General features: G+C 63.1%; 14 protein-coding genes and 4 pseudogenes. 10 read left to right on the top strand and 8 right to left on the bottom strand.

Features of this window, described 5'->3' with window-relative positions; genetic code table 11:
* Positions 1 to 42: 42 nt before the first annotated feature.
* From A5625_RS01400 to A5625_RS01375, 6 genes are all read left to right on the top strand, one after another.
* Positions 43 to 1,728: a MinD/ParA family protein gene (locus A5625_RS01400; RefSeq protein ID WP_082984196.1), complete on the top strand. Its 1,686-nt coding sequence runs from the start codon at positions 43 to 45 to the stop codon at positions 1,726 to 1,728.
* Positions 1,725 to 3,230 carry a type VII secretion integral membrane protein EccD gene (gene eccD, locus A5625_RS01395; protein ID WP_066988594.1) on the top strand — a complete coding sequence of 502 codons (1,506 nt, stop codon included), beginning with the start codon at positions 1,725 to 1,727 and terminating at the stop codon, positions 3,228 to 3,230. The genes A5625_RS01400 and eccD overlap by 4 nt, the downstream gene beginning before the upstream one ends.
* Entirely contained in the window at positions 3,230 to 4,858 is a 1,629-nt protein-coding gene (mycP, locus tag A5625_RS01390) for a type VII secretion-associated serine protease mycosin (protein ID WP_066988593.1), read from the top strand. Before eccD ends, mycP begins: the two co-directional genes overlap by 1 nt.
* Positions 4,855 to 6,606 (top strand): type VII secretion protein EccE, encoded by a 1,752-nt coding sequence (eccE, locus tag A5625_RS01385; RefSeq protein WP_066988592.1) that lies wholly within the window; start codon positions 4,855 to 4,857, stop codon positions 6,604 to 6,606. Before mycP ends, eccE begins: the two co-directional genes overlap by 4 nt.
* Positions 6,607 to 6,971: 365 nt before the next feature.
* Positions 6,972 to 7,418, top strand: coding sequence for a hypothetical protein (locus tag A5625_RS01380; RefSeq protein WP_066988591.1), 447 nt, complete (start codon positions 6,972 to 6,974; stop codon positions 7,416 to 7,418).
* Positions 7,419 to 7,421: 3 nt separating this feature from the next.
* Entirely contained in the window at positions 7,422 to 8,789 is a 1,368-nt protein-coding gene (locus A5625_RS01375; protein WP_066988590.1) for a type IV secretory system conjugative DNA transfer family protein, read from the top strand.
* A 483-nt stretch (positions 8,790 to 9,272) separates the two neighbouring features.
* Here the strand turns inward: A5625_RS01375 and A5625_RS01370 are convergent, their stop codons facing one another.
* The 3 genes and pseudogenes from A5625_RS01370 to A5625_RS30605 form a co-directional block, all read right to left on the bottom strand.
* Positions 9,273 to 10,925, bottom strand: coding sequence for a UvrD-helicase domain-containing protein (locus tag A5625_RS01370; protein WP_066988589.1), 1,653 nt, complete (start codon positions 10,923 to 10,925; stop codon positions 9,273 to 9,275).
* Positions 10,922 to 12,832, bottom strand: a complete 1,911-nt coding sequence (locus A5625_RS01365; protein ID WP_066988588.1) for an ATP-dependent endonuclease — start codon at positions 12,830 to 12,832, stop codon at positions 10,922 to 10,924. The genes A5625_RS01370 and A5625_RS01365 overlap by 4 nt, the downstream gene beginning before the upstream one ends.
* A gap of 186 nt (positions 12,833 to 13,018) precedes the next feature.
* Positions 13,019 to 13,413, bottom strand: a pseudogene (locus A5625_RS30605) (RES domain-containing protein); the annotation flags it as partial.
* 68 nt (positions 13,414 to 13,481) lie between these two features.
* Between A5625_RS30605 and A5625_RS27890 the strand changes: the two are divergent.
* Positions 13,482 to 13,628, top strand: coding sequence for a hypothetical protein (locus A5625_RS27890; protein ID WP_232003322.1), 147 nt, complete (start codon positions 13,482 to 13,484; stop codon positions 13,626 to 13,628).
* Positions 13,629 to 13,956: 328 nt separating this feature from the next.
* On the opposite strand, the gene A5625_RS01360 is transcribed toward A5625_RS27890, so the two are convergent.
* Positions 13,957 to 14,706, bottom strand: a complete 750-nt coding sequence (locus tag A5625_RS01360) for a response regulator transcription factor (RefSeq protein WP_369829967.1) — start codon at positions 14,704 to 14,706, stop codon at positions 13,957 to 13,959.
* Positions 14,707 to 15,263: 557 nt separating this feature from the next.
* On the opposite strand from A5625_RS01360, the gene A5625_RS01355 reads away from it, so the two are divergent.
* Positions 15,264 to 15,872 carry a TetR family transcriptional regulator gene (locus A5625_RS01355; protein WP_066988586.1) on the top strand — a complete coding sequence of 203 codons (609 nt, stop codon included), beginning with the start codon at positions 15,264 to 15,266 and terminating at the stop codon, positions 15,870 to 15,872.
* A gap of 73 nt (positions 15,873 to 15,945) precedes the next feature.
* On the opposite strand, the gene A5625_RS30600 is transcribed toward A5625_RS01355, so the two are convergent.
* The 3 genes and pseudogenes from A5625_RS30600 to A5625_RS01345 form a co-directional block, all read right to left on the bottom strand.
* Complete coding sequence (locus A5625_RS30600) at positions 15,946 to 16,545, bottom strand: VTT domain-containing protein (protein ID WP_082984194.1); 600 nt, start codon at positions 16,543 to 16,545, stop codon at positions 15,946 to 15,948.
* 1,410 nt (positions 16,546 to 17,955) lie between these two features.
* Positions 17,956 to 18,261 (bottom strand): annotated as a pseudogene (locus A5625_RS01350) (1-acyl-sn-glycerol-3-phosphate acyltransferase); the annotation flags it as partial.
* 244 nt (positions 18,262 to 18,505) lie between these two features.
* Positions 18,506 to 19,486, bottom strand: coding sequence for a sulfotransferase family protein (locus A5625_RS01345; protein WP_066988584.1), 981 nt, complete (start codon positions 19,484 to 19,486; stop codon positions 18,506 to 18,508).
* A 747-nt stretch (positions 19,487 to 20,233) separates the two neighbouring features.
* On the opposite strand from A5625_RS01345, the pseudogene A5625_RS01340 reads away from it, so the two are divergent.
* Positions 20,234 to 20,890, top strand: a pseudogene (locus A5625_RS01340) (response regulator transcription factor).
* 65 nt (positions 20,891 to 20,955) lie between these two features.
* A pseudogene (locus A5625_RS27875) lies at positions 20,956 to 22,373 on the top strand (sensor histidine kinase).
* A 2,089-nt stretch (positions 22,374 to 24,462) separates the two neighbouring features.
* Here the strand turns inward: A5625_RS27875 and A5625_RS27865 are convergent.
* Entirely contained in the window at positions 24,463 to 25,698 is a 1,236-nt protein-coding gene (locus tag A5625_RS27865) for a PPE family protein (protein ID WP_082984191.1), read from the bottom strand.

Here is a 25,698-nt window from a genome sequence, read left to right as displayed (position 1 = left end):
CTAGCGCAGATATCGCGCATACCCGCTGATAGGATTAAAAATATGACCGAGCGCCCAGACCCCGAATTCGGCGAGAACCCGGCAGCGTCGCATCCCCCCTCCGACAGTCCGGGGAGCCCCGCAGAAGGCCCGGGCAGCGGCCCGCATCGCGACACCCCGACTCCGCAGCACGATCAACCGCGGGGCGGCTTTGGCTCAGCGCCCCCGCCCGGTGGGCCCAGTGGACATTCCCGCTTCGCCTGGCCAGATCGCCCGAACGAGGAACCCACCAATCCGGTTGGGCCCACGTCGACGCCGCCCGGTGTCCATCACGCCGACCCGGCCGGGCCGCCGCCGCGTCCGATGTTTCCCGTACCCGCGCCTAGGGAGAATCCATGGGCGAACCGTGAGGCCCCGGACAGCGACGACGCTGCCGATGAGGTGACATCGGTCGTCGACCTGTCGCAGACCGGCGGGTGGGAGGCACTGCAGCGCCGCCGTGCTGCCTACCCGCCCCCGCTGCCGCCGGTGGGCGGTAACGAGGGACAGGCCCCCGGCGCCCCGCAGTCTGGGCCGATGCATCCCTATCGTCCGCCGCTGCAATATGGTGAGCTGCCGCCGCCGCCGCGCCCCGTCCAATATGGTGAGCTGCCGCCGGCGCCGGGCCGTCCAGGCGACGGCCCACCCCAGCCGCAATGGGAGCCACCCGCCGGCCCACGCGACACCGAAGACGAGGCCTACTCCTGGTCGCAAGCGCAGGGATCTGGCACCAAGTACAACTACGTGGACAACATTCGCAGCAGCGAGTTGGTGCCCTCCAAACGCACCCCGCCGACGCGTGGCTGGCGCAAAGTGGTGTACCGGGGCACGTTCAAGCTGATTAATCTCGGCCGATCCGCGGATGAGCGTGAACAGGACGAGCTGGAAAAGCAGATTCGATCCCTACTGCGCGGCAAATACAAGATCGGTGTGCTCGGCAAGGGTGGGGTCGGTAAGAGCACCATTTCAGCCAGCGTCGGGTCTGTCTTTGCCCGGCTGCGTAAAGACGACAGGGTTGTCGCCGTCGACGCCGATACAGCCTTCGGGAAACTGGCCAGCCGAATCGATCCCTCGGCCTCCGGCTCGTATTGGGAGTTAGCGGCCGACCAGCACTTGGATACTTTCGCCGACATCCGTGGTCGGTTGGGCAGCAACGAGGCGGGTCTTTATGTCCTTGGCGGGGAATCCGCGACGGCGCGGCGCAGGGTCCTCGACAGTGCGGTCTATCAGGCGGCGACCTATCAGCTCGACAGGCATTTCACGCTGTCCATCGTCGACTGCGGATCGACTCTGGATTCCCCAGTAACCCGCGCGGTCCTCGACGACCTCGATGCTCTGATCGTGGTGTCTTCGCCGTGGTACGACGGCGCCTCAGCGGCCGGACAGACCTTGGAATGGCTGGCCAATGACGGCTACACCAGCTTGCTCAATCGCACGGTCGTCGTACTCAACGACTCCGACGGCCACTCGCCCAAGCGTGATCGCGCGCTGCTGATGGAACGGTTCAGTCAGGGCGGGCACAAGGTGATCGAGATGCCCTACGACGAACATCTGCGCCCGGGCGGGGTTATCGATCTCGCGGGCGACATCAATCGCCACACACACCGCGCGCTGTTGAAAGTGGCGGCGGCATGCGCTGAGCACTTCGCCGCCACCACCGATGGCCCGACGGCTCGCCGCGCCCACCGACGCCCTGAGGCGAATCAATGACCGCCACCGCCGATAAGCCGACGGCTACCGCGGCGGAGACAACGCTGATTCCCCCCTCGAGCAGGGTGTCACTACTGGTGGGGGATATCCAGCTCGATTTGTTGCTTCCAGCGGCGGTGCCGCTGGCTAAGCTCGTTGAGGCCACCCGCGACACAATCAACCGGAGACTCAACTCGCTTGGGGCAAAAGAGCTTCCGGGCGGCGCGTTCGTGTTCGCCCGCGCAGCGGGGATGACGATGCTGTCGGGGAAGCTGTCGCTGGCGGCGCAAGGAGTCAATGACGGTGAGCTCCTGGCGTTCGTTCCCGCCGCGTCGGCGCAGCGCTATGAACCCAACATCGAAAACGTCAGTGCCGCGATCGCCAAGTGGGCCAAAGAACATTTCCCGGCGGTGAGCGCGCTTGACGCCGCCAGGGTGGCCGTCGCGCTGACCTTGATCGCGTTGAGTGTGGCCGCCGGGCTGCTGTGGCGGCTGCGCTGGGCGAGTTCTGGCGGATGGTTGGTGCCAACGATTTTCGCGGCCACCGCGCTGGTGCTGGCCGGTGCCGTGCTGCTGGGCGCGCGCATGGGCGCAGACCGGTTTATTACCGCCTCGACCACCTGGGCGGTGGTGCTGGCGCTAGTTGCTGCCGGCGCCACCACCCCGCCCGGCGCCCACCCCGCAGCACCCCACGCCGTGTTGGCAGCAGGTGTAGCGCTGATCACCGCCTCGGCCCTGGGCAAGCTCACCGGCCGCAACTGGGTGGCTGTGACCGCGGTGGTGACGGTGTCGGCGGCCGGGCTCTGCGCTGCGGCCGCACGCATGTTTTTCGCCGTGCCGGGCCAACGCATCGCGGTGGTGGTGCTGGTGGCAGTGTTGACCGTCTCCCTGGCCGCACCGGGAATCGGGCGCCGCTTGGCGCGCGTGCCGCGGCAGAGTTTCGAGTCGATCACCGGCAAGGACATGTATGAGCGTTCTCCCAGCGATCCGGAGGACACCATTTCGCCTGTCGCGGACAGCCCGCGGGATATCACCCTGACCGGTGAGCAGGTCGGCGAGGTCGCCTTGCGGTCTAACCGAGTGTTGATGGGCCTACTGCTAGGAACGGCGCTCACGCAGGTGGCGGCGTCGTGGTATGCCATCCATCCCGGGGTGGGCACGCAGTGGACTTTTGTTGTGGTCGCCGCGTGCATTGCGCTGATCGCGGTGCTGCGGGCACGGGCTTTTCGCGATCGGCGCCACGCCATCACGTTGGTCGTTGGTGCGGCGCTGTCGCTGTTTGCCCTTCCCGCCCATTACGGCTTCGCTGCCAGCCCAGGCGCAACGGGTGCGGTCTTAGCTGCGGCTGCCGCGGTGGTGGGAATCGCGTTGGCTGCGTTGCTCGCTGGAGCGATCGTGCCCACCTACATGTTTTCTGAGCCGGTCCGCGAAGTCGTCGAGTACGCCGAATACGTCGCCACCACCGTGGTGGTGGTGTTCGCCGCATGGACCATCCACCTCATTCAATTCGTGAGGTATCACTGATGCGCGCCAAAGCCGCCGCCTCAGCGATGGGTGCGGCCGCGCTGTTGGTCGCCCATGTGATCGCCGCGCCGACCGCCATGGCCATAGCGCCTCCGGTGATCGACCCAGGGGCATTGCCTCCAGCTGAAACACCGGGCCCGAGCGAAGAAATGAGGCAGAGCGAAGCCTGCATCCTGCCCGTGGTGATCGCTGACCCGAACGTCGCCCAGCCCGCGCCGGGCAACGCGATGCTCAATGTCAGTCAGGCCTGGCAGTATTCGACTGGCGCGGGGGTGACGGTGGCAATCATCGACACCGGCGTCACCCCCAATCCGCGGTTCCCCTCACTGTTCGCTGGCGGCGACTATGTGCAAGGTTTGCCCAACGGTGGACTCACCGACTGCGACAACCACGGCTCCTTCGTGGCCAGCATCATCGCCGCCGCGCCGTCGAACCCCGCGGATCGGCCGGCGCCCAAACCGGCCGGTGCAGCTGCCCCTGCTGCGCCGCCACCGGTGCCGGCCAACCCAGCACCGCCGCCGCCGACGCCAAAACCACCGCCGCCCTCGACCGTCACGGTCACAGCGCCGCCCCCGGCGCCCCCGCCGCCACCGGAAGGCGACGCTCCCGCCGACGGCACCGGGGGCCCCAACGCGGGGCAACCGCTGGTGGCCGGACCGCCGCCGACCGGACCGGACGGCGTAGTGGGTGTGGCACCTGACGCCACACTGATCTCGATCAGGCAGGCCTCCGCAGCGTTCTCCCCAGCACATCCGACCCCTGAAGAGCACGACCTGCATCGCAAAGCCGGTGATGTGCTCTCGTTGGCCAAGGCGATCCGCACCGCGGCCGATCGCGGCGCCAAGGTGATCAATGTGTCGCTGGCATCGTGCACTAACGCGGCGGCACCGGTGAATCAGGACGCGCTCGGAGCGGCAGTGCGCTACGCCGCGGTCGACAAAGACGCCGTGATTGTCGCGGCCGCCGGCAACAGAAACGACCCGATACAGCGCGATTGCGGCCAAAACCCGGTCTTCAATCCGCTCAACGTCGATGACCCACGAGACTGGGCAGGGGTGCGAACTATCGTCAGCCCGGCCTGGTTCTCCGATTACGTGCTCGCCGTGGCCGCGGTCACCCCAGAGGGCCAGCCGATGCCCGATTCCATCAACGGCCCGTGGGTGGGGGTGGCCGCACCTGGCTCACGCATCATGGGTCTGTCGAGTGTCAATGGTGCGGCAGTCAACGCCTCGCCAGGCACAGATCCCGGGACCGGAAACGGGATTTGGGGCACCAGCTTCTCGACGGCTTATGTGGCCGGCGTTGCGGCCTTGGTCCGGGCCAAATACCCGAATCTGAGTGCCCACCAGGTGATTCGACGCATCATGGAGACCGCGCATAACCCGGCCCACACTGTGGACAATCAGGTCGGCCACGGGGTCGTGGACCCGGTGGCCGCGCTGACCTTCGATATCACCCCTGGTGACCCCAAACCTGTCGAGCACCTCAGCACTGCTTTGCATGTGCCGCCTAAGCCGCCAGCGCCCGATCTGCGGCCACGCAACGTGGCTCTGCTGGGCCTGGGCGGTGCGGTCTTGGCGGCCGGTGTGCTGTTCGGCGTCGTAGCCATCAGACGGAGGATGTCGTGAAAGCGCGCCCGGTCACCGTCCATCCCGCCTTGGGTGCTGTCCTCGGCGCCGAAGTGATTGGGATCGCCGCGTTCGCAGGATTGCCGACCTACCGATTCGGGTGGTGGCCCGCAGCGGCGATCACCGTAGTAGCGATGCTGCTGCTGTTCGTCTCGGTGCATCGACGCAACGCTGCGGCCTGGGTGCGCGATCGATCGCGCTGGATGCGTGAACGCCGGCACACCACCGCCGTTGCCGCCGCGGTGAACATCAGCCACGGCGGCAACCTCTACGGGGTGCGCACCGCCGATCACGAGGCCGTCACCATGATCGAGGTGGACGGCCGGCCGTACTCACCGACATACCTGCGAGGGTCAACGCTGGCCTTGACCGACAACCTATTACCGCTCGACGTGGTCATCGGGCTGATGGAACAACCCGGCGGACTGCACCTGGGCATCGACGTCGCGAGCGCAGGGTATCGAGTTCGCCCCGGCACCGGATACCCGCAGCTCTACAGCACGCTGTTGGCTGACCGGGGAGCAGCCGGGCAGCGCACCACCCATTTGATCGTGCGTCTGGACATCAACGAGTCGGTGCGCGGGCTGATGTATCGCCGCTCGATCGGCTCCGCCGCTGCGGCCTCGACCGAGAGAATCGTCAAAGCCCTTGAGCAGCAAGGGTGTCGAGCCCGAGCCCTGACTGCCGAAGAACAAGATGCCATGCTCGAGGACCTGAGTATGGGTTTGGCTTGTGCACCAAGGCGCCCCGTGGTCGTCGACGACGCCGAAGACCCCGAGGACAGCGACGGGTCCGCTGACGGTGTCGACGCGCGCGAGCTAATTGCAGCGAAGGGCCGGCATCGGCACACCGGCGCCGCTACGCGCACCGCGCCGAACCTTGCACAGCGGACACGGCCCAAAGCCGACGTCGGATGGAAAACCATCAATGCCAAACCCGGCTACGTCACCTCGTATTACTTCTCGCCCGAGGACATTACGACCGATTCGTTCAACAAAATGTGGTCGCTGCGCAGCGACAACGTCGTGCATGTGATGAGGCTGCGCAAAATCCCCGGCGGCCCCGTGAAAGTGTCTGCGCTGGTGCGCACCAATGACCCGCGCCCGCCAGAGCAGCCCCCAACGTTGTTCCTAAACACGTTGCCCGGCGACCAATACAACGCTGCACTGTGCGCTGCTCCCACGAGCCAGCCCGCGCTGCGTTTACCGGCCCGGACGTTGAGTGCCGTTGACGAGTTACATATCCCCGTCGGGCCCACCGGCATTCTTGTCGGCGCAGCGCTACGCGATGACAAGAAGGCGTGGCCACCGATTCAACGCGACGACTTAGTGATGTGGACGCTGACAGACCCGGCGCAACCAACCCGCATCGTTATGGACACCTCGGATTTCTATGTCCGCCAGCTGCTGATCCGGGTCGCCGCGGCGGGCGAACGCATCGCCATCTACTCCCATGAGCCGCAGCGCTGGTATTCGGTGTCACAAACCAACATCGCCGTGGTCGAAGCACGCCGGCCCGCTGAGTTTGTTCCCACGGTGATCGTGAACGACCGGGCTACCATCGCACCGCAGGCCGGCCTGTCCTCAACGGTCATCACTGTGGGCCTAAGCCCAACAGACGCCATGGTGCCCGATATCCACTTCCAGCAGACCTCGGAGTCGACCGTGCGTATCACGACCGCTGCGCGGACCGTGGATCTATCCATGGTGGTATTCCGCCAGGAACAAACGTGGACCGGTAACGCCTAACATCCGCGAAATTAGTGCCGGTCTCAAAACTATTGTACCAGTACCGCTTTCGCATCGCTTAGCATGCCACATCGGCGGTGCACCGGCGTGTACCTACACTGTTGCGGGGCGGCGGCAGGCCTGGGCAGAAAAGTGACACGGATTTGAGACGGAAGCGCGGATGACACGGTTTGAGACGCATGGTGTCGCCGCAGGTCAGGGAGCTCGAAGATGACATTCAGTTTGGGAATCGACAATTAGCGAAAAACCGTAGGGTCTCAAGGATTTAACCTTGAAGTATGGCCGCACAAAATAGCCTGATCCCACTTGACAGAGCCCGGCGCCACCGGCCGCCGGATTTGGCGGGTCTGTTCACCATTAGAGAAGTGAGCCAGGCCTGTGGCCTGCCCGGGCCGGTCATCATGCAGCTGGTGCCGCGGACGTGGGTGGAACCAGTCGGCTGGCTCTACACCGTCGACCAAATCAACGCGGCCATCGCGATTTCCGAAGACTTGCGGCGCCCATCGAACACCGATCCCGAGGCGGCGCGTGAGCCGATCCAAACACTGTCCTGCCAACGGTGCGCGGCCCTGACCCCAGTGGCCGACGCTGATGTTCGCGGCTGGTTGAACGTGGTGGATCCCGACAGCCGCATGCTGGCCGACCTGGATGGCAAGGACTACTGCGGAGAATGTGTGATGGCGTGCCCGAGCTGCAGCACCGCTGACAGCGACCCGCTGTGTGAGACATGTTTGGGTACACGAAGGGTGCCCAGGCCGCCGCTATCGACGAATTTCGTGCAGTCACCCCCTGAGCATCGGCCTTACCGTTGATGCATGGCAATTGCGAACAGCACTGAGGGTTTCCGCCCTCCGGTCACCCCTTTCGCCGGGTGGACCCGAGATGCCCAGGGGCGCCGGGTCCCCTTGGAAACCGCACCCCATGTGGGTGGATTCGCTCCGCCAGGAACCGGCAAAACACGCCGCTGGCTGGCCCAGTCCGCGGTGCTATGGCCAGGGCCGGCCTTTGTGTCATCCAGTAAAGACGATTTGATGCAGATGGTGGCTTCCCGGCGCTACGGCCCCACAGCGCTGCTCGACCTGCGGCCGATCACCGCACCGTTCTATCCCAAAGAGTATGTCTCCTACCGCTTTGATCCCACGGCACTGATCACTTGTCTTAACGACGCAAAAGCGACAGCGCAAAGCCTGCTGAGCACATCAGCTATAGCTATGTCTGGCAGTGCCTTTCGCCAAGGGTCCGACCCTGGCCCATGGGACCAGCTCGCGCTCGCCCCGCTGGTGTGCCTGCTTTACGCGGCCAGCCCCGCTGCGACCGGACAGGGGATGGAATGGACCCTGCAAGCGTCGGAGAATGTCGAAACCCCGATGTTTGAAGGCCCTTATCAAACCACTTTGGGTCCCGGGTGGGCCTCGGCAGCGGCATGGACGGGTGACCCTCTGTTTGAGGCGCGTGTGCGTGCGGTGCTGGAAATGGAACCCAAGCAGCGTGATTCGGTGAAAATGACCGTGACTAAGGTCCTCACCGCGTGGCTACTGACCACCGAGCGTGACCGCGAGTTCCCGCCCCTAGACTTGTCTTTCTTCGATGCCCCCGACGCCACGCTATTCTTGCTGACGCCCGCCGATGGGACGGTCGCCGCGCAGGCAATTGTGTTGATGGATCAGTTGATTAACCGGCAACGCATGAAAGTTGCCCAATGGGAGGAATTTCACCGCATCGGGTTGTTTCTCGACGAGATCACCAACACACCTATCCCACGGCTGCCGCAATATCTTGCTGAATCACGTGGGCTGGGGTGCTCGATTTGCTTTGCTGCGCAGGCTGGTTCGCAGCTGGACGCTATTTATGGTCCGTTGCAGGGCAAGGCCATCCGAGATGTCACGCCCGCAGCGCTGATCATGTACGGCTCCCACGAGCGCGATGTGATGGAATCGGCTGCGTTCTGGTCAGGCAAGGCCACACGCAGCCACCAAAGCTACGATCACAACTCAGACAACAAGAACACGAGCCGCCACTTCGGCAATGCGTTGGAGCCAGCGGAGTTACTACCCCGCAATATCGGAGAAGCGCGCCTAATCCCAAGGGGCACACCGGGAGAGATGATAGAACTCATCGATTTCGATGAATTCATCCTCTACCTGGACGAACTGCGCGCTGCACGTCGCCGCGCCGCGTTGTAGGTTCTAAGGTTCGGTGTCATATTCTCAGTTGAGATGTCACACGGATGTCATGTGACACGTACTTGAGACGCCCCGTCTAGCTGGCCGATGGTCTTGAGGCCCGACGGAAAGTCTGACTCATCGCCGTCCAGGCGGAAGTCGCTGTGAGGAAGCATTATTTGCCGCGCAACTCATTTGCCGCTGCCCACTGTCGTCGCTGACTCCGGCGAGCCCCGCTTTGCTGATAGAAGCCGGCGAACTATCACGTCTGGTTGCCGGGGAGAGCACTGTAACTTCCTGGGCCGACCGGAGGCGATGCTTTCTGTGGCGCAACCAACTCCGGCGATATTTGCAGGCGGGGGATCGCGGAAGGCCTCAAATAGAGGGATACCAGCAGTTATCCATCAAAGGCCCTGGGCGTGTTGTCCCACAACGGAAGGGGAGTGTGCATCGGCGTAGAGGCTGAATCGATGAGGGTATGGTCTCGGCAGCCACGAATTCGGGTCATTCGACTATGTAGGACATGAACTCCTCATGGGCTGTCCGGCGCTCGACCCATCTCCAGTTCGGTACGCCGGGAGGGCATCTGCGAGTGGCGGAGGTGGTGAGAATCAGACGATTTTTGGCACGGGAGATGCCGACAAAGAATACGGCGCGCTCCTCGTTGGGGTCGGCCCAGAACGTCTGTTCTTCGACGGCAAGGAAGATCACCATTTCGAATTCCAGGCCCTTGGCCTTATGCACGGTGAGCAGTCGAATCGCGTCAGGCTCGGCAAGCCGTCGTAGAGCTTGCGCTGGTGAGGATCCCGAATCGAGATGTTTGGAGTAGTGGGCGAGGCTAGAGTCGATGAGGTCCTCGACGCGGGTGCCGTAGGCGTATTCGGGCGACCACCCGCGCAACGCGTCCAGGCCGATCAGCTCGAGGTACCCGTCGATGATCCCGCGAACGGGTTCGGGTCGGCGGCAGTCGATCTCGCCGGAGTCGATCTGTGAGGACACGCGTCCCAGATGCTCCGTCACGCGCGCGACCAGGGTTTCGCTGTGGCTGGGGCCCGCGAGCCGTTCGGTGGTGGCGACAAGACGTCGGTAGGAGTCTGGTTGGTGCCGCGTGATCACGACAGTGAGCAGGTCGTAAACAAGCCGGGTGACGGGTTCAGCGAACATGTCTTGGTCGCGGGCTTCGTCGCGGTAGGACACTGCGCGGGCATCCAGCTCCGCTTTCAGAGCGGCGGCGTAGTCGTCGAGCTGTTTCGCGACGACTACTGCGATCTCCGCGTGCGGTGTACCCCCTTCCAACGCCTTGACGAGGGTTTCTGTGACACGCCTCGCTTCGTCGAATTCGTCAGCGGCTTCGAGCTTTTCGATGGTTCCGTCGTCGCCCTCGATACTGGCCTGAGGGACGGCGGCTGTCGGTTCCATAACGGCGACCATGCGGTTCTGCATGCGGCGCAGTACAGGTTTTGACCGGTAGTTCTGGTAGAGGTTGAGCGGTTCTGCGTCGAAGTCGATGGCGTAGCGGGCGTAGATGCCCTCCAGCGCGCCGGCGAACCGCATGATGCGCTGTTTGGTGTCGCCGACGGCTGTCAGGCGGGCGTCGCGTCCGCCAAAGAGGTCCTGGATGAGACCGTACTGATTGGCTGTGCAGTCCTGGAATTCGTCAAGGAACACGTGAGTGTAGGTCTGGCGAATCGCGGCTCGGGCAGTCGGTTCCTGCTCGATGATGGTGCGGGCCAGCGGGAGGAAGTCGTCAAAGCGAATGGTGCGGTGCTGCACACGGACCGTAGACACTGCGTAATCGGGGTCGAGCGAATCGGTACCGGTCAGCACTCCTCGATAGCGGTCGATCAGCCGTTTGGCGAACGCGTGGAAGGTGTGGCTGTCCAAACGTGCCGCGAGCTCGGGCCCGCAGCGCTCCGTGACCCGGCGCTGCAGGTTGCGTGCGGCGTCGACCTTGAAGGAGATGGCTAGTATGCGCTTTGGATAGCGACAGGTACCGGTCCGCAGCAGGAAGTCGGCGCGTTGCGCCAGAAGCTCGGTCTTGCCCGCGCCAGGGCCAGCGGTTACCGCCATATTGCGCATGGTTTCGCGTACTGCGGTGTCGGCGTTCGGTTCTAGGTCGATCCCGCCCACGGGTTTCCACTGCCCGGGGGTGATCATGCCGGTACGGTGGCCAGCGTTTTGCCCACCTGGGTCACCAGTCGTTTCAATGTCGTCGGTGTCCCGGCCTGCAGGTCCTCATCGCTCAGCTTGGAGAGGGCCCCGATGTGGTTGACCGGTTTGCTCGACTGCTTGAACAGCCGCAGGTAGTCATCGAACAGCTGCAGCCAGGCGGATGGGTATCCATCGGCCTTGCGATTCTTGCCCAGCACTCCGGTCACAGTCGCGTCGTCGGGCGCCTCACAGGTACCCGGGTCGACACCGTAGGCAGCAGGGAAGGACTTGAGCATAAGCAGATCCAAATCCAAGGGCGCGCAGAAGAACACGTTGTGTTCCTCCAGGGTATGTAACCACGATCCCGGTTTAGTGGCGGGGTCAAACTTGGTGTCGGAGTCCCACTTCGGTATCTGCTCGACATCGCGGCCGGCTAGAGCATTGGGCTGATGCTTGCGCAGTTCGGTTGCTGCGTAACTGATCCGCCCCCATCCGCCGCTGAACCGCCGCCAGTCAAGGTCGAGCAGCGTCACGTGGGGGATGCCCAGCCCATGCAGAAGTCGCCAGAAGTGGTTGACATGGCGACCCCCCAGTGGCGCGATCGAGACCGAGGCCTCGTCGTCGATGATGCCGTGGGCGCTAAGAAGCCGCGGTAAGACGATCTCCTCGGTGTCGCCCTCACCGAGTACGACCAACCGCGCGAAGTACACCTCGGGGAAGGCCTGGACAGCTTCTCGGACGAACTTGCGGGCTTCGCTAGCGTCCTCGGGGAGCAGAACCGACCGCACCGAGGTGCAGCGAGCAGAGTCCAGGCGCAGGTATCTCACGTCGTCCGGGTCGACGCGACGCATCACCGCCGGCGAGTGGGTGGCCAGCAACGCCTGCGTGTCGTGGCCAGCGCTCACGGTCCGCAGCGCCCTCACGATGCGCCCGAGGTAGTGCGGTGAGAGACTGTTCTCCGGCTCCTCCAGCGCGATGAGAGTGAAGATCGCAGGCCGCATCTTCATCGGGTCAAAGGCGTCGCTCTGCCCATGCAAAACATCATGGCCCATCCGCTGCAGGGCCAGCACCAGCGCGATGTACATTAACGACTTCTGGCCGTCGCTGAGTCGACTCAACGCCACCGCATTACCTCCCGGCGCCGGGGTGAACATCACGGTTATCAGGCGCAAGATGGCCTCGATATCATTTCCCCCGAATCCGATAGCGGCGGTGCTGAGGTAATCGCCCGCATACAGCGATGCCCACATCGAGGTCAGGGCCTGCTGGGTCATCTCGATGGCGCCGTGGCCAATCAACTCGTCGTTGATCTTATCGACATGCTCCTGGACCGCTTCGGCGGCGGCGCCGAAGTCGGCCGCTCTCAGCGCCCGCCCCAACAGTGTGGTCGCGGCGTAGGATAACTGGTCAGCCGGGTCGCGGCGCGCCGGCAGGTAGTGCACGTGAATCTTGTTGCGATCGGTCGGAGCCATGTCGAATGCGGTGACCGGTTGACCATCTCCGTCGACCACCACGACGTGTTGAATCCGATCCTCGACCTCGTCATCGATCAGGGCGGCGCTCAGCCTGATCCGCAGCGTCGCGACTGCACCGGGCGACTGCAGCTGCATATGGTTGAAGAAGCCTGGAACAGTGGGATGTTGAGCTGAGGTGTCGGCTGCCTCAGGGACCTCGAAGTCGGCCTCCAGCCACAGCGACGTCGCCGTCTGACCGGCCGTGTCGCAGTGAAAGTCGCTCTTGCGGACTCGCCGCAGCGACCGGTCGGCACCGAACATACGACACAGCCCCACCATCACCGCCGTCTTGCCGGCTCCGTTGGGCCCCAGCACGAACGTAACGTCACGCATCTCGAGGGTGGTGGGCGTCGGTCCGAAGGACTGGAAGTTGCACAACCTGAGTCGAACGAGCTTCATAGGTGGAACCCCTTGATGTCGAAAACGGCCTCGTCATTGTGAACTGCCCACCGCACTTCGCGCCCGCCGACACGACGACGTGCGCATAGGCCGCGCTCGACGGTCGCTACAGGCCAACCGAACTTTGCGCGCACTTGAGGTACACCGGTCGACTTCTGTGCGCGTACGCGGCGGACATAGTGGGCGTTAGTTGGAGCGGTATCGCGTGTAGACCCCGGGTCTTAGGTTTTCGCCGCGGGTGAGACGAAGTTGCCCTGGGCGCGTTCGCTGTTCAAGGCCGAGATGACGAGGCCGATACCGCCAGCGGCGGAACAAGGATCCCATGCATATGCAGGAACCAGCGGCGTGCCCGACTGCTTGGCAGGCAGACCAATCATCGCCGTAGACGTCGTCGTCGAGACCGACGGCGTCTCGAGATTCGGGTGTACGCAAGTCGAGAGCATCGAGCTCGTCGATCTGTATGTGTGGTGCAATCGGTAGGCTGCTTGCAGCATCCTGGGTGCGGTCGCGGCGGCTGCGCTAGCGGCGCGTTCGACTTCGTCCATGCAGGCCTTGGCGGAGTCGGCAAGATAGATGGCGGGCTATCTGCACTCCCGTGCCGGCGAGGTCACCGAGATGCTCGCTCGTTCCCGCTCCGTGGCGCGGCTCGATGGAGAATGACCGGCTGACCGAGGCCATCCAGTTGCGCGAGCGTGTCAATGAGCACTATCTCAGCGACCACGTCGGCAAGCTCGGCACTCGCACGCTATGCAGCCTCGTCGACGAGATCGAGTACGAGCAGCAGCAAGCCTCGTAGGCGTTGCGTCGAGTCGAACAGCGCGTTGATCAAGAGGGCCTCAAGGGCGTCATTGAGCCTGGCAGGCTCAGCTGGGATGTAGATCATCCATTGGACGGCGCGAAATGTACTGGTGCACAGCAGGAGTCCGAACGAAATATGAAGTGTTAATGAGGATCTGGATCGAGCAAAGCGTGGAACCGCTGGGACTCAGAGCGATTGCGGACGTTTGGTCGCCATTACATGCCCGCGCCCGGCGAGGTCCCGACGTGATCAACCGTCGCCTTTTCGACATCGGAGCTGAAGTGACCGCACTGACATGGCAGACGGCGGAGCGCCGGGTGAAAGCTTATCCCCGGGTTGGTTGTAGCCGGTAGCCAATGCTTCTGACTGTATGCAGGATGCGGGGTCCGTGGGTCTCGAGTTTGCGGCGCAATCCCTTGATGTGGGCGTGCACCAGATTAGCGTCGTAGGCGTCATGGCCCCAGAGTGCGATCAGGATTTGCCTGGTACTGACAATCCGACCTCGCTGCTCGACCAAGAAAACCAGTAGCCGCAGTTCGGTACGGGTCAGGTCCAGTGGGGATCCTGCTCGTACGGCCACCGAAGCGTCGAGATCCAAAATCAGGTCACCGCATTGGACGACGATGGGCAGGCGTCCGCGGCGACGCAAGACCGCGCCCACCCGCGAAATCAATTCGGCGAGTTCGAAAGGTTTGACCACGAAGTCGTCGACACTATCGAGCCTACCCAGCTGATCGAGCAGCCCGTCTCCGGCGGTGAGCGCCACTATGCCCACTGGGCCCCAGTTGCGGATGAGGGGAATTAGTTCGAGCCCATCACGACCGGGCATCATTACATCCAGGATCGTCACGTCAGGGCGAAACCCGTTGAGCGCGTCGACCAATCCCGCCGGATCGTCCTGGGTGGCGGTGCGGTATCCGACGTTGGTCAACGCCCCGCAGACCGCTTCGCGGATCGACTCCCGGGTTTCCACGACTAGCACCCGCGCCCCGCTAACGGGCCGTAACCCGCTTGTCTCCCTGTGCTGGGGCGGGCAGCGGAATCCCAAACGATCGCTCATCTCGCCCTGCGCCATCGGTGAAAGGCCGGTGCGGTGCCAGTGTTGTGTTCCCATTGGCGTCCTAAGCCACGGTGTCACGTGCAAGAACAGCGTGGTGGGCAACAGTCACTTCTGGCGTATGCTGCGTAGCCCATTGCGCGACTGGTGATTTCACTGTCATCACCGGATTCCTGTCACAAACCGGCTATGATTTGGAGTACGTGAGCGCCGATGGGCGGAGACGTAACTCCGGTCGCTGGGAACGCGACGCGTAACGACGGGTCGGCCGCGCGGCCCAGGGGTCTAGCCACGAGGCATTTTCGCCACCCCGGGGCATCCATGCTATTTCTGCAATGTCAGACACCTTCTGTCCTTTCGTGTGCGACCGGCGAGCGGCGTCTTGCCAGCTAACGGCCACGTCCCCGGCTGTGCGGCATGGCACTGGACACCCGCCTGAATACGAGCCGTCCCTTCGGGCGTCTCGCCAACTCCATTTTGTTTGTTCCGACGGGGCCGATCAGCTGCGCCAGTGGCTACACTATAGGCAACGTTTGCACTTAGTGCAATCCGTGGGCGGGGTTTAGGATTACGTCATGGTTGCTGAGGGTCTCGTTGAGCGCAGGCGACAACAGACCGCATACGACATTCACGTCAGTGCGCTGGAATTAGTGCGCGAGTTCGGATTCGACGCAGTCACCGTTGATGCGATCGCCGCCAAGGCACGCATCTCGCGGCGCACCTTCTTCAATTACTACCCCACCAAAGAGGCCGCGATGGTGCAAAGCCCAGAACTCCCCATCGCCGCGATTGCGGAAGCGCTGGACGGCCGGGTGGCATCGCCTCGCGAGGTGTTCATTGCAGTGGTGGATCTGATGGCCGATGCGTTAGAGGAGCACCATCCGCACCGACAGAACATGCGCTGCATGCTCGATGTGGCGTCAAGTCATCCCACCGTTTTAGCGGCCCTAATGGCCCGTATCGACATGATCAGCCACAAACTCATCGAGGTAGTGGCGCCCAGAATGGGCATGGCCGTTGACGCCGAAGAACCAGCTCTGATCGCGGCGTTGGCGAGCACCGCCGTAAGGGTAGGAGTCGAGCACTGGGCAAATGAGCCTGAAAACGCTGAACCCAGCTCGCCGGCAATGCATACCAGGCGGACGGCCACACTGATCAGTGCCATGTTCAGTGCTAAACGCTGAACATGGCAACCGCGAGGCGTCTGCGAAGGTGCTGCGACAGAGATGCGTCGCACCTGATTTGCAGCAGGCACTTTCACATTCTTGTGTTGCGCGCGGCTCGGCGCCGCAACAAACATCGACGCCCCACAGTGGCTATGAGATAGGTGATGGCAAGGACCGCCATAGTGTTGAGTAGGCGGATGCCGCCGAGATGGCTTCCCAGCACGACGGCTGTTGCCCACAAGGTCGCGGCGATTAGCGCGAAGCATGCGAAGACACGGAATCGCAACCGGGTGGCCCCCATGATTGCCGGTACAAAACCGCGACTCGGGTGAATCCATTTTTGCGTAATGATCAGGGTCACACCGCGGCGCCGTACCGCTGTGCGAGTTCTGCTAACCGTTCTGCTGTAACGCCGAAGCCATCTGGTAGCAAGTAGCCCGGCGCCGAACCGTCGACCAAGCCAGTAGCTAAGGCAGTCGCCAGCCACCGAGGCGCCTATCGCGAGGCTCAGTAGCACCCATATCGAACTGTGAGTGCCAGCATTCATCGAGAGCACCGTGGCGATGAGTACAGGTTCGGCCGGAACGACAAGGGCAGCGACAGGGAGTGAGGAGGCGATGACGATGGCGATCACCGCGAGATACACCAGTGGACCGTTAGGCAAATGCAGATAGTGGGTCGGGTCAGGCATTGAACCTCTCTGGGATAGTTGAAAGAGCAGTGGGTACGGTGTCAAATGTCTGGGCGGTGCGGCCGCCTATTGCGATCAGTTCCCTTGGTACGCAATCGAAGTGAGACCTGTGCCCGCGAAGGACGGCTCGCCCAGCATCGCCCTCAGCGGCGGAGGCTGTGCTCGGTGCGGACTGGCCCGCCCAAGCGGTTAGCGCGCGACTCCATCTATCGCCTGCGCTGCAGGCCGCGTCATGCGTGGCCTCTAGAAGCCTCCAGAAGGCGTCGTCGTGCGTTGTAGCATCTATTTGGCCCCGAAAAGTCAGCCTCGAATGGCAAGCGTTGGTTTTGCAGGAACCTAAGCTGCGTCGGACCAAGGGAATCGGGGCATTGCCGATCTCGCCCAAGCCTGGCCGAGTCGGTGTGCCTAAAGCCGTGATCGACCCTAATCTGAGATTGGTTCTCATCGCCACGCCGCTCGTTCGCCGGCCAGGCTCAGATCGAGCTGGGGCTGCAATGCCGCGCCGCCCCAGCTCGATCCCGTATCACCTAGACAACGCGTTGAGGCCGACGTCACCACGGTCCGGGGCCATGGAAGCCAGGACCAGGAGGGCCGCCGGGGCCAGGTCCCATTGGCCCGCCAGGACCGGGGGGGCCACCCGGGCCAGGCCCGAATGGCCCACCAGGCCCAGGGCCGAACGGGCCGCCTGGACCAGGCGGAGGGCAGGGTGCCAGTGGTGGACACGGCGGCGGCTCGGCCAGGGCGGGAGCTGGAGGCAAGAATGCCGATGCAGTCAGCCCGACGCCGAGAATCGCCAGGCTAAGTCGCTTGGCCCATCGTGGCCGTCGATTGTGGATGTAGTTCATCAAACCTCCCATAACAGCTGGTTTTGCAAAGAATCGATTTCGTCGAAGTGAGCCTTGAGTCACCTCCGACCTGAATAGCGACCGAACCAGAAGACAACAGACGAGGCGGGCATACAGCTACTGGCCTCTAGGCCCGCCCCCGGGCTGACACCACAGCAATGCTGGATACCGTGGAGCTGATTCACCGGGGCGCGCCGGGTCGCGAAGCTCGTCTGACTACAGGCATAGTCGATATGCACTAGCGGCGGGCGGCCAATCGCTCTGTGTGGCATCCTCTTTGCGCTGGGGCAACGCCCGACCATAGTTTGCATTCCACAGCGCGCCAGGTGCACTGTAACTCGGCGGCGATGCCCTCCATGCGGTGTTAAGAAGCCTAGATGCAGGAATGCGCCGCAACCCTCTGCGCTTCTTTTGATTATCGGCCGATCGCTCGCCGCCGATCGTGGGTATCGGACGCACATCGTCAGTGCTGGTGGCCGGGCGGGCGCGCCGCAGCGCGCCAGGCCAGTGGGTTGAGTTCGCGGTATGGATCCATGTCGCTGGAGCAGGCCTTGTCAGATCTGCTCAACATCATGTCTGCACGCCCCGTCATTGTCGCGCTCACTGTTTGGCAGAGTCGACCCAAAGCGCTATCGCGGGCAACCAGGCTCTTGTAGACATCGTCGCCGCCAACTAAGCCCACGGGGACGATCGGGTATCCGTTTTCCACCGCTAGGCGAACAAATCCACAGCGCTCGCGCCAGTTTAGGTGGTACTCCTCGCCTTTAGATTTGGCGATCTCGCGCGCCCCGCCGGGGAACACCAGAATGGTCTGGTTCTGCCGCATCAGTTCTCGTGTGGTTTCTCGAGCGCCAGTGCTGCCCGCGATGGCGTTAAACCAAATTACCGCGGCCGGCGCCCCCGTCGACCGCAAATTCGTCACCGCCGTCATCGATCACCTCGTGCTCCCCGCACTACGCGGTTAGAACGAACCAACGTCGGCGCTAGCGATCCTATTCTTAATCGCGGCTTGATATTCAGGCCCCTCTTCTCAAGGTCGTGGACTTTTTGGCGATCAGCGCCTTCAGGCGCCAATGCCCACCGCCAGATGGTTACACCGCGTCGGGATCGACGAGTCACAAAAACCCATGCCCCGATTTGTGGGCCTCCCGCGTCATCGGCTCACTAGGCGAAGGGACGGGTCTGCTGGAATATGGCTTAGCAGGTGCCAGTCTTCTTCGTGCCGGCTGAAAGTTCGCGATAGGTCCAAGCCGATGCGGGGAGACGCCCATACGCGTCGCTAGCGCCGTGGCCGCGCGTACCCTTCGCGAGATAAATGGTGGGAACAGGGTCCGCAGGAGTGTGCTGTTGAAATGGTTATCGAAATCTTCGAACATCGCCCGGAAATCGATTGTGCTCGTGCGGTAGGCCTCAAAGACGGCATCTAACACAGATTCGTCGAGGGGATCGTCGCGCGCGAGGGCGCTCAGGGCTTGGTAGACGGTGGACATCCAGTCGGTGCCGAACATGTCCTTGACCGGACCGCGGTAATGCTGGCGACGAAGGTTAGGTTCGAGAAACGTGTCGATTGCGTTGTCGTTATCGTCATTCAAGTCGATCGCCAGCATCGTCGAAATCCGTGTTATCTCCCGGCGCCAGTTGCCTAGGAGGTTCGAGTAGTCGACGAAGACGCGTGGCAGACGGCGCGTCTGTCTCTCGGCCAATAGGCTGTATTTGAGCCACAATGCGCCTGCCAGCTGCGGCGAGACACGCCCGTGTGCTGCCAGCGATGCAGCGACCTCCTGAGGGTGACGCACCGCGATCACGGCCATAACATCGTGTTGGGTTCGACGTGCCGCCTCGAACCAAATGTCGGACAACACCGTGATCCTTGGCTCCTTGATGATGAGCAGCGATGCCGCCGGCATGGTGCTCAGAAAAGCCGCGATCTCGGCGACGCTGGCGTGGTTTTGGTCTCCGTCGAACCGGCCTTTTTGTTGCAAGCGCGGTATCGGATCGGCCCAGCTGCTGCCTTTGCGGTACAGGATTGCTTCGTTGACATCGATGGCTTTGCGTGGCTCCCAGAACCCGGATGGGTTGGCCTGATCGGCGCCCACTAACGACGCAGGCAGAGTACCGCCGCATAGCGACAGCACTCGCGTGATCGCCGAGGTCCCGGATCGCTGTGCCCCCAACACAAACAGAGCAACTGGGCGCGGCGCCGTGTTCATGTGTGTGGGTGAATCGACCACGATCTCGACTCCAGGTCCGGTTCGATGCGACCCTCAGTACCGCCGTCTACTGCCAAACATGAATGCGGTAGCAACTTACTCCGCCACAATCGACTGGGCCCTGCTGAACATGTTGGGGCACAGAAGGTGTCGCGAAGGGTTAAGTAGCCGTCTCCGCTCTGCAGCAAGCGCCTCACGGAGCTGGGTATTTGACGCTGAACCCTCTGCGCCGCGCTGCAACATCGGCGCGACCGGCCCGCGCTGCGGGCCGACGGTAGCCGTGGAGGCGTCGAGTTCATCACCGTCCGGCCCCCGGGCGGATGTGCACAACCTGCCATTGCCGATTCAGCAGAAGGGCATTGGGCGTCGCACAGGTGTGGGGCAGAGGGCTGCGCGATCGGTGTTGATCGACCATGGGCGCCTTTTCTCATCTCGAAAGCGTTGCGGTGCAGTGATGCGGCGACGGTGATGCTAGAAAGCGAATCTGAAGTCGCGCTGAAGATATCGGCTCCGGCGTGATTTCTTCATGCTGGCTTCAGGAAGGTCGTGAGAATGTAAGAGGTGAACGATTCTCGTCGCCAGCCGCAGGGCGTTGGAAAACCCGGTGTACGCCCTAGCGCAGCGGCGCGGGTCTTGGTGGTCGAGGATGTGCAGGCAATTCGCGACATGGTCACCGAGGCGTTGACCAATGTCGGCTGTTGGACCGCTGTGCGGCCCGATGGGTCGGGACTTGAGGACATACTCAACGGATTTCGGCCCGATCTCGTGGTTCTGGATGTCATGATGCCCGGGCGTGACGGGTTCGAGCTAATTAACGTGATCCGCGACTGGGGCCCCGCCGGAATCGTTTTGCTCACCGCCCGTGACGGGCTGCCCGACCGGCTCCGCGGGCTCGATAGCGGTGCTGACGATTACATTGCCAAACCTTTTGACATGGCCGAGCTGATCTCCCGCGTGGCCGCGGTGCTGCGCCGCCGCGGCCAACTGCCCGCCGTTGTCCAATACGGAGATCTGACATTTGACTTCGATGCCGCGGTGGCCATACGAGATGGATCGCCGCTGGCCCTCACCGCCACCGAACTTCGTCTGCTCGAATTCTTAGCCAAGCAGCGCGGACGCATCGTCAGTACCGGGCAGATCTTAAACGCTCTATAGGGATATGACGCCTATGACGCCAACCTGGTGCATGTTCACATCAAGAAGTTGCGCGCCAAACTGGAGGCCCACGGGCCACGCATCCTGCACACTGTGCGCGGCATCGGCTACCGTCTGCAGCCAATTCGGCCGTGAGCGATCAACCCAAACCGGCGTTGCCCCACACGGCTACACCGTCGCTACGGTGGCGCGTTGCCCTCATGGGGTTGGGATTGCTCTTTGTGCTTTTGGTGGCGCTTGGCATCACCGTCGATGCGCTAGTACGTGTGCAGACACAACGTGACGTTGAGGACAAAATGATCTGCACCGCCGCACGCGCCGATGCGAATACCCCGCCGGACCGGCTCGTGTCACTGCTTAGTGGCGGCGGAATCCGTGCGCTGCTCATAACGACAGATGGCAGCACACACGGCGACAACGGCATTCGACTCGATTCGATCAGCGGAGAGACCGTGCTTCCGCCATTGCCGTCACCGCCACCAGGCTGGCCACCGTTTCCGCCAATACCGCCGGGCTGGCCGCCACCATCACCGGGCTGGCCGATGCCGTCACGATCTGGGGAGTCGCCATGGGGCACTGCCACTGTCGTGGTGCACCCGCTACCATCGGGCGGTCGGGTGATTTTGGTCGCCGACACTACCCAGGCGACGCTGTTGATCCGGCGCTTGCGTGAAGTCATGATCGCTGGGGCCTCGTTGCCTTGGTACTCGCCGCTCTGTTGCTGTCCGCAGCCACGCGTGCCGCCCTGCGGCCACTGGACCGGCTCACCGTCCTGGCTCGATCCATCACGACCGGCGACCCCGGTCAGCGACTACGACCCGACAGGTCTAGCACCGAGCTGGGGCAGGCCGCAGCTGCTTTCGATGAGATGCTTGATGCTTTAGAGGCCTCCGAACAACGCACTCGTCAATTCCTCGCCGATGCCGCCCACGAATTGCGCACACCCATCACTGGAATTCGCGCCGCCGCTGAGCAACTCCTCAGTGCTGCGACCGAATACAGCGACGATGAGCAGATGAATAGTCAGTATCGACGCGCAGCATTACTACTCGATGAGTCTCGCCGGGCTGCTCGATTGGTCGCCGAGATGCTGGTCCTGAGCCGCATCGACGCCGGCGTGGCATTGGACCTCTGCGAGACTGACCTCGCCGAAATTGCCCACGCCGAACGAGAACGCGCAGCGCTGCTTTCACCCGGAATAACTATCACATGCGCCGGTGAACGAAGTGTGCCGATTCGCGCCGACCGAATTCGGGTAGCACAAATCGTGTCGAATCTTGTTGATAATGCCCGGAGACATACTCCCCCTGGCGGGCACATCGTGATCGAGGTGCGCACCATCAGCGATGGTGATCCAACCAGCGGCAGGGCGCCTGGCGCCCGGTTAACCGTCACCGACTCCGGACCAGGAATCCCAGATCCTCTCCGGGAGCGTGTCTTTGACCGGCTTTTCCGTCTGGATACTGCCCGCGACCGCGACCACGGTGGGGCAGGACTGGGTTTACCCATCGCTCGCGCGCTCGCGCATGCCCACCGCGGAGACCTCGTATGCTTATCACACCACCCTGGTGCACGCTTCCAGCTCAGTCTGCCGCTGGACCCCAGCGAGCATAATTGAGCCCGGTGCAGGCTAGGGCGTGCGGGATTGATGCTCCCTCAACGAATCTGAGCGTCAATCGCGACGGGCTGTGCTGGCTTTGTCGCTCTCGATGTCCATTGTCTTCGCCGCACGACGGTTTACGCCTAAGGGTTCGATCGGACGCATCTCATCTCCGGTGTCACACCAAGCGCGTTATCATGCCGCCCGCCCTCATACCTTATGGCCGAAATACACTCTGTTGGCGGAAAGATACACACACGCGCGCGCGGTCGCGGGTGTTTGTTGACTACGCCAACCTGTTGGACGACTGGCCCACGAACTCTCACAATTTGCTACTGCGCTCGCGGTCAACCTCTGGCCTCGAGATGAGAACGCAATCGAACAGTTTCTCCGACACGATCTTCGCCGCCAGCATTACCGCGGTCCGGTCAAGGACCTGTTCGGCACGAACTGGATGTCCGCCTTCTATGAAACACAGCGCGCGGCCGTGCGGGACGAGCCATGGGGATGTCTCGGCGCGGGACCGCATCTATGAAGCCTATCGCGCGAATGAGCACGATTCCGGACGGCGTTCAAGGATTTTCAAAAGTCGGTTCGACTTCAAGAGCGGCCTGAGTCGGAATCTGTTCCTGCCCTTTATAACAAGGCGGCTCCGCGCAGTCACTGGGGTAGCGACACGCCTCGGTATGGCTCCCCTGCGAAGGCGATATCTCAACCAAAGTTGAACCGACGCACCGAGCTGGGCACAACGCGCCGGACCACCGAAGTGTCTACCGCTGAATCCCAGCAGGCCAAAAAACCACTTCCGATGCCGTGCCGGCGTGCAGGCAGGGACCGGCGCCGTGTCGAGCGTGCTGATGGGATTGTTCTGGGTAAGCGCTATGCCCATCCGCTCCGAAGGACCTTTATGGGGTGGTTGCCTCAAGCGGATGACTTGAGGCAACCACCCCCGTCAGTGTGGGTGCTGCGTCGCGCGCGTTAGGGATGTGGCGGCGGCGGCGCTCCCGGCGGTGGTGGTCCACCCGGTCCCGGGTGTGGTGGCCCTGGGTGAAACGGGCCACCGGGTCCAGGTGGCGGGGGACCCGGCTGCCCTGGTCCTGGTGGTGGCGGTGGAGGGTCGGCACTGGCGACAGCCGCACTTAAGCCGGCGGCGGCCACACCCAGGGCACTGGCCAACAGCGAACCAGCGATCAACTGTTTAATCTTCATGTTTGATACATCTCTCCTATCGATTCGTCGGTGTTCACTACAGCCCGCATCAGCCGCGGCCGAGATGGGTCCACGTCGCTGCGGGACGGGTCTCGGAGGAGGTGCAGGCCATGCGCCAATTGGGCTCGCGGCTTGGACGTGATCGTCGCGTTCGCGGCTCACCTGCGCGATCAGCGTTGTCCCGAGGCCAGCGGTGGCCCACCCGGGGGCATAACGGCTGCACCGCCACGCCTGCCTAGTGGCGGTCGTTCGGCGGTGGGAGCGCAAAGGCCGCTGATGGCGGGGCGGCACTCGATCCACCGGACGATGGCGCCGTACATTCCGATGGTAGTGGCGGCGGATATCAGGGCCCGCTGGGGATCGGTCATCCCAAAGCTCCTCTAGGAGAGGGTGAGTCAAGATCATGCCGAGCACCAGACCGGTAACGCCGACGCCGACCCCGACACCGCACGGGTGACGCGGCAGGAGCGACTCTTCGCGCGCGGCCCGCGCCGGTAGCGGCGCCGTTTGGCCGCCCGGGGCGGCAATGGGAGGTTGTGCGACACGGCGACAAGTCGTCACCACTCGCACCTCAACTCGGCAGCAGCACTGTCAGGTTGTACGTCGGACATGGAGTCCTCCACACGTGTGAATCGCTGCGACGACAGCAAGGGTGGGACTCGAAGCTGAAGCTGACCTGAAGACGTTGAACCGGGGGATTGACGCGAGTACGCACCCATGATGACGCGGGTCGAAGGCGCCAAACCACGACGAACAGTCTCGTTGAAAAGTGGGTCCCGGCCGCCCCTTCGCTGCATCATTGATAGCCCCGTGTCGCTAGCAATGGTGAACACAACACCGCGAAATAAACTGTCGCCACGGCGGATTCGTGTCGGACACTCGCACGTAGCGGGCTACGTTATCCAGCTGAGGGTGGGCGAGCCAGTACCCGTCGTTTAAAGCCGTATTTGTTGGTGAAGCCGTCGGCGGCGCGGCGTGCGGCACGGCCGCCTGTGGGCATGCCGCTGAGCACAGCATTAGGTTCGCCGTGTTGCCCGGCGGCATAGCTGACGGCTCCTGCTGGGCCGGCCGCTTCGTCGAAGGCGCCCGATCCAGTTCCCCAACTGGATGGCACGGACAATCCACCAACTTTGGTGGCCGATGCAAAATGCGCTGACACTGCTTGGCCGCCAAGGTTACCCAGGCCCAAGTGGGCAAACTGAGGGGTTGGGAACCAGGCGCCGCTCGCGCCGGCCGTTGTCCCACCGGGCCCAGTTGTCAACTGCTGCCCAATCGACATACCGAAACTGGCCAGACCATTCGAAAAATATGCAAGACCTGTCGTTTGTTTGAGTATCGTGCTGTAGTTGGAGGACGTGAGTCCGAGCGTTGACGTCAAGGTCGTTGATGCCGTGGATGTCGCGGATGTCGTCGCCGATGTGGATGCGGACGCTGACGTCGTGGAGGACGTAGATGTCGCAGCTGATGACGAGACCTGTTGCGCTGCTTCTGATGTCGTGGACATGGACGCCAACTGGGTGGTCGTGGACGCGGCGGTCTGCGCCGAGTTGCCCGCCGGTGTGGCGGTCGCTCGGGCAACCGCGGCAGACTGGCTAGCGCCCCCGTCCGTGGTGGCGGTATTCGACGGTGAAACAAATGGCGACAGCTGCGAAGCGCTCGCCGATGAGGCGGCATAGCCGTACATGGCGGCTGCATCTTGAGCCCACATCTCCATGTATTGGGTTTCGGTGGCCGCGATCGACGCGGTGTTCTGCCCAAAGAAATTCGTCGCGATGAGCGTCATCAACAGTGTCCGATTGGCCGCGATCACGGGCGGGGACACTGTAAGCATGAACGCGGTCTCGTAGGCGGCGGCCGCAGCTCGGGCCTGGGTGGCTGTTTGTTCGGCCTGGGCGCCCGCGGCGCCCAGCCAAGTCATAAAGGGGGTGGCCGCCGACACCATCGATGCTGATGCGGGCCCGACCCAGGGCCCGCTGCTCAGTTCTGAGACGATCGAACTGTAACCGCTGGCAGCAGCGTTGAGTTCTGCCCCCACTAAATCCCATGCCGCGGCCGCAGCCATGATCGGCGCCGAGCCCGGCCCTGCATACATGCGGCCAGAGTTGATCTCTGGCGGTAACGCCCCGAAGTCCAT

Source organism: Mycobacterium sp. 1465703.0 (assembly GCF_001672975.1).
Lineage (GTDB): Bacteria > Actinomycetota > Actinomycetes > Mycobacteriales > Mycobacteriaceae > Mycobacterium.
Note: the sequence above shows the minus strand (reverse complement) of the source record. Positions and strands in the feature narration are given on the sequence as shown.

Excerpts from the sequence above, each read along its gene's own strand:
- A5625_RS27865 (WP_082984191.1), bottom strand. The coding sequence starts at position 25,698 with ATGGACTTCGGGGCGTTACCGCCAGAGATCAACTCTGGCCGCATGTAT.
- eccD (WP_066988594.1), top strand. The coding sequence starts at position 1,725 with ATGACCGCCACCGCCGATAAGCCGACGGCTACCGCGGCGGAGACAACG.
- A5625_RS01400 (WP_082984196.1), top strand. The coding sequence starts at position 43 with ATGACCGAGCGCCCAGACCCCGAATTCGGCGAGAACCCGGCAGCGTCG.
- A5625_RS01365 (WP_066988588.1), bottom strand. The coding sequence starts at position 12,832 with ATGAAGCTCGTTCGACTCAGGTTGTGCAACTTCCAGTCCTTCGGACCG.
- A5625_RS01370 (WP_066988589.1), bottom strand. The coding sequence starts at position 10,925 with ATGATCACCCCCGGGCAGTGGAAACCCGTGGGCGGGATCGACCTAGAA.
- A5625_RS27890 (WP_232003322.1), top strand. The coding sequence starts at position 13,482 with ATGGAGAATGACCGGCTGACCGAGGCCATCCAGTTGCGCGAGCGTGTC.
- A5625_RS01355 (WP_066988586.1), top strand. The coding sequence starts at position 15,264 with ATGGTTGCTGAGGGTCTCGTTGAGCGCAGGCGACAACAGACCGCATAC.
- A5625_RS01360 (WP_369829967.1), bottom strand. The coding sequence starts at position 14,706 with ATGGCGCAGGGCGAGATGAGCGATCGTTTGGGATTCCGCTGCCCGCCC.
- A5625_RS01375 (WP_066988590.1), top strand. The coding sequence starts at position 7,422 with ATGGCAATTGCGAACAGCACTGAGGGTTTCCGCCCTCCGGTCACCCCT.
- A5625_RS30600 (WP_082984194.1), bottom strand. The coding sequence starts at position 16,545 with ATGCCTGACCCGACCCACTATCTGCATTTGCCTAACGGTCCACTGGTG.
- mycP (WP_066988593.1), top strand. The coding sequence starts at position 3,230 with ATGCGCGCCAAAGCCGCCGCCTCAGCGATGGGTGCGGCCGCGCTGTTG.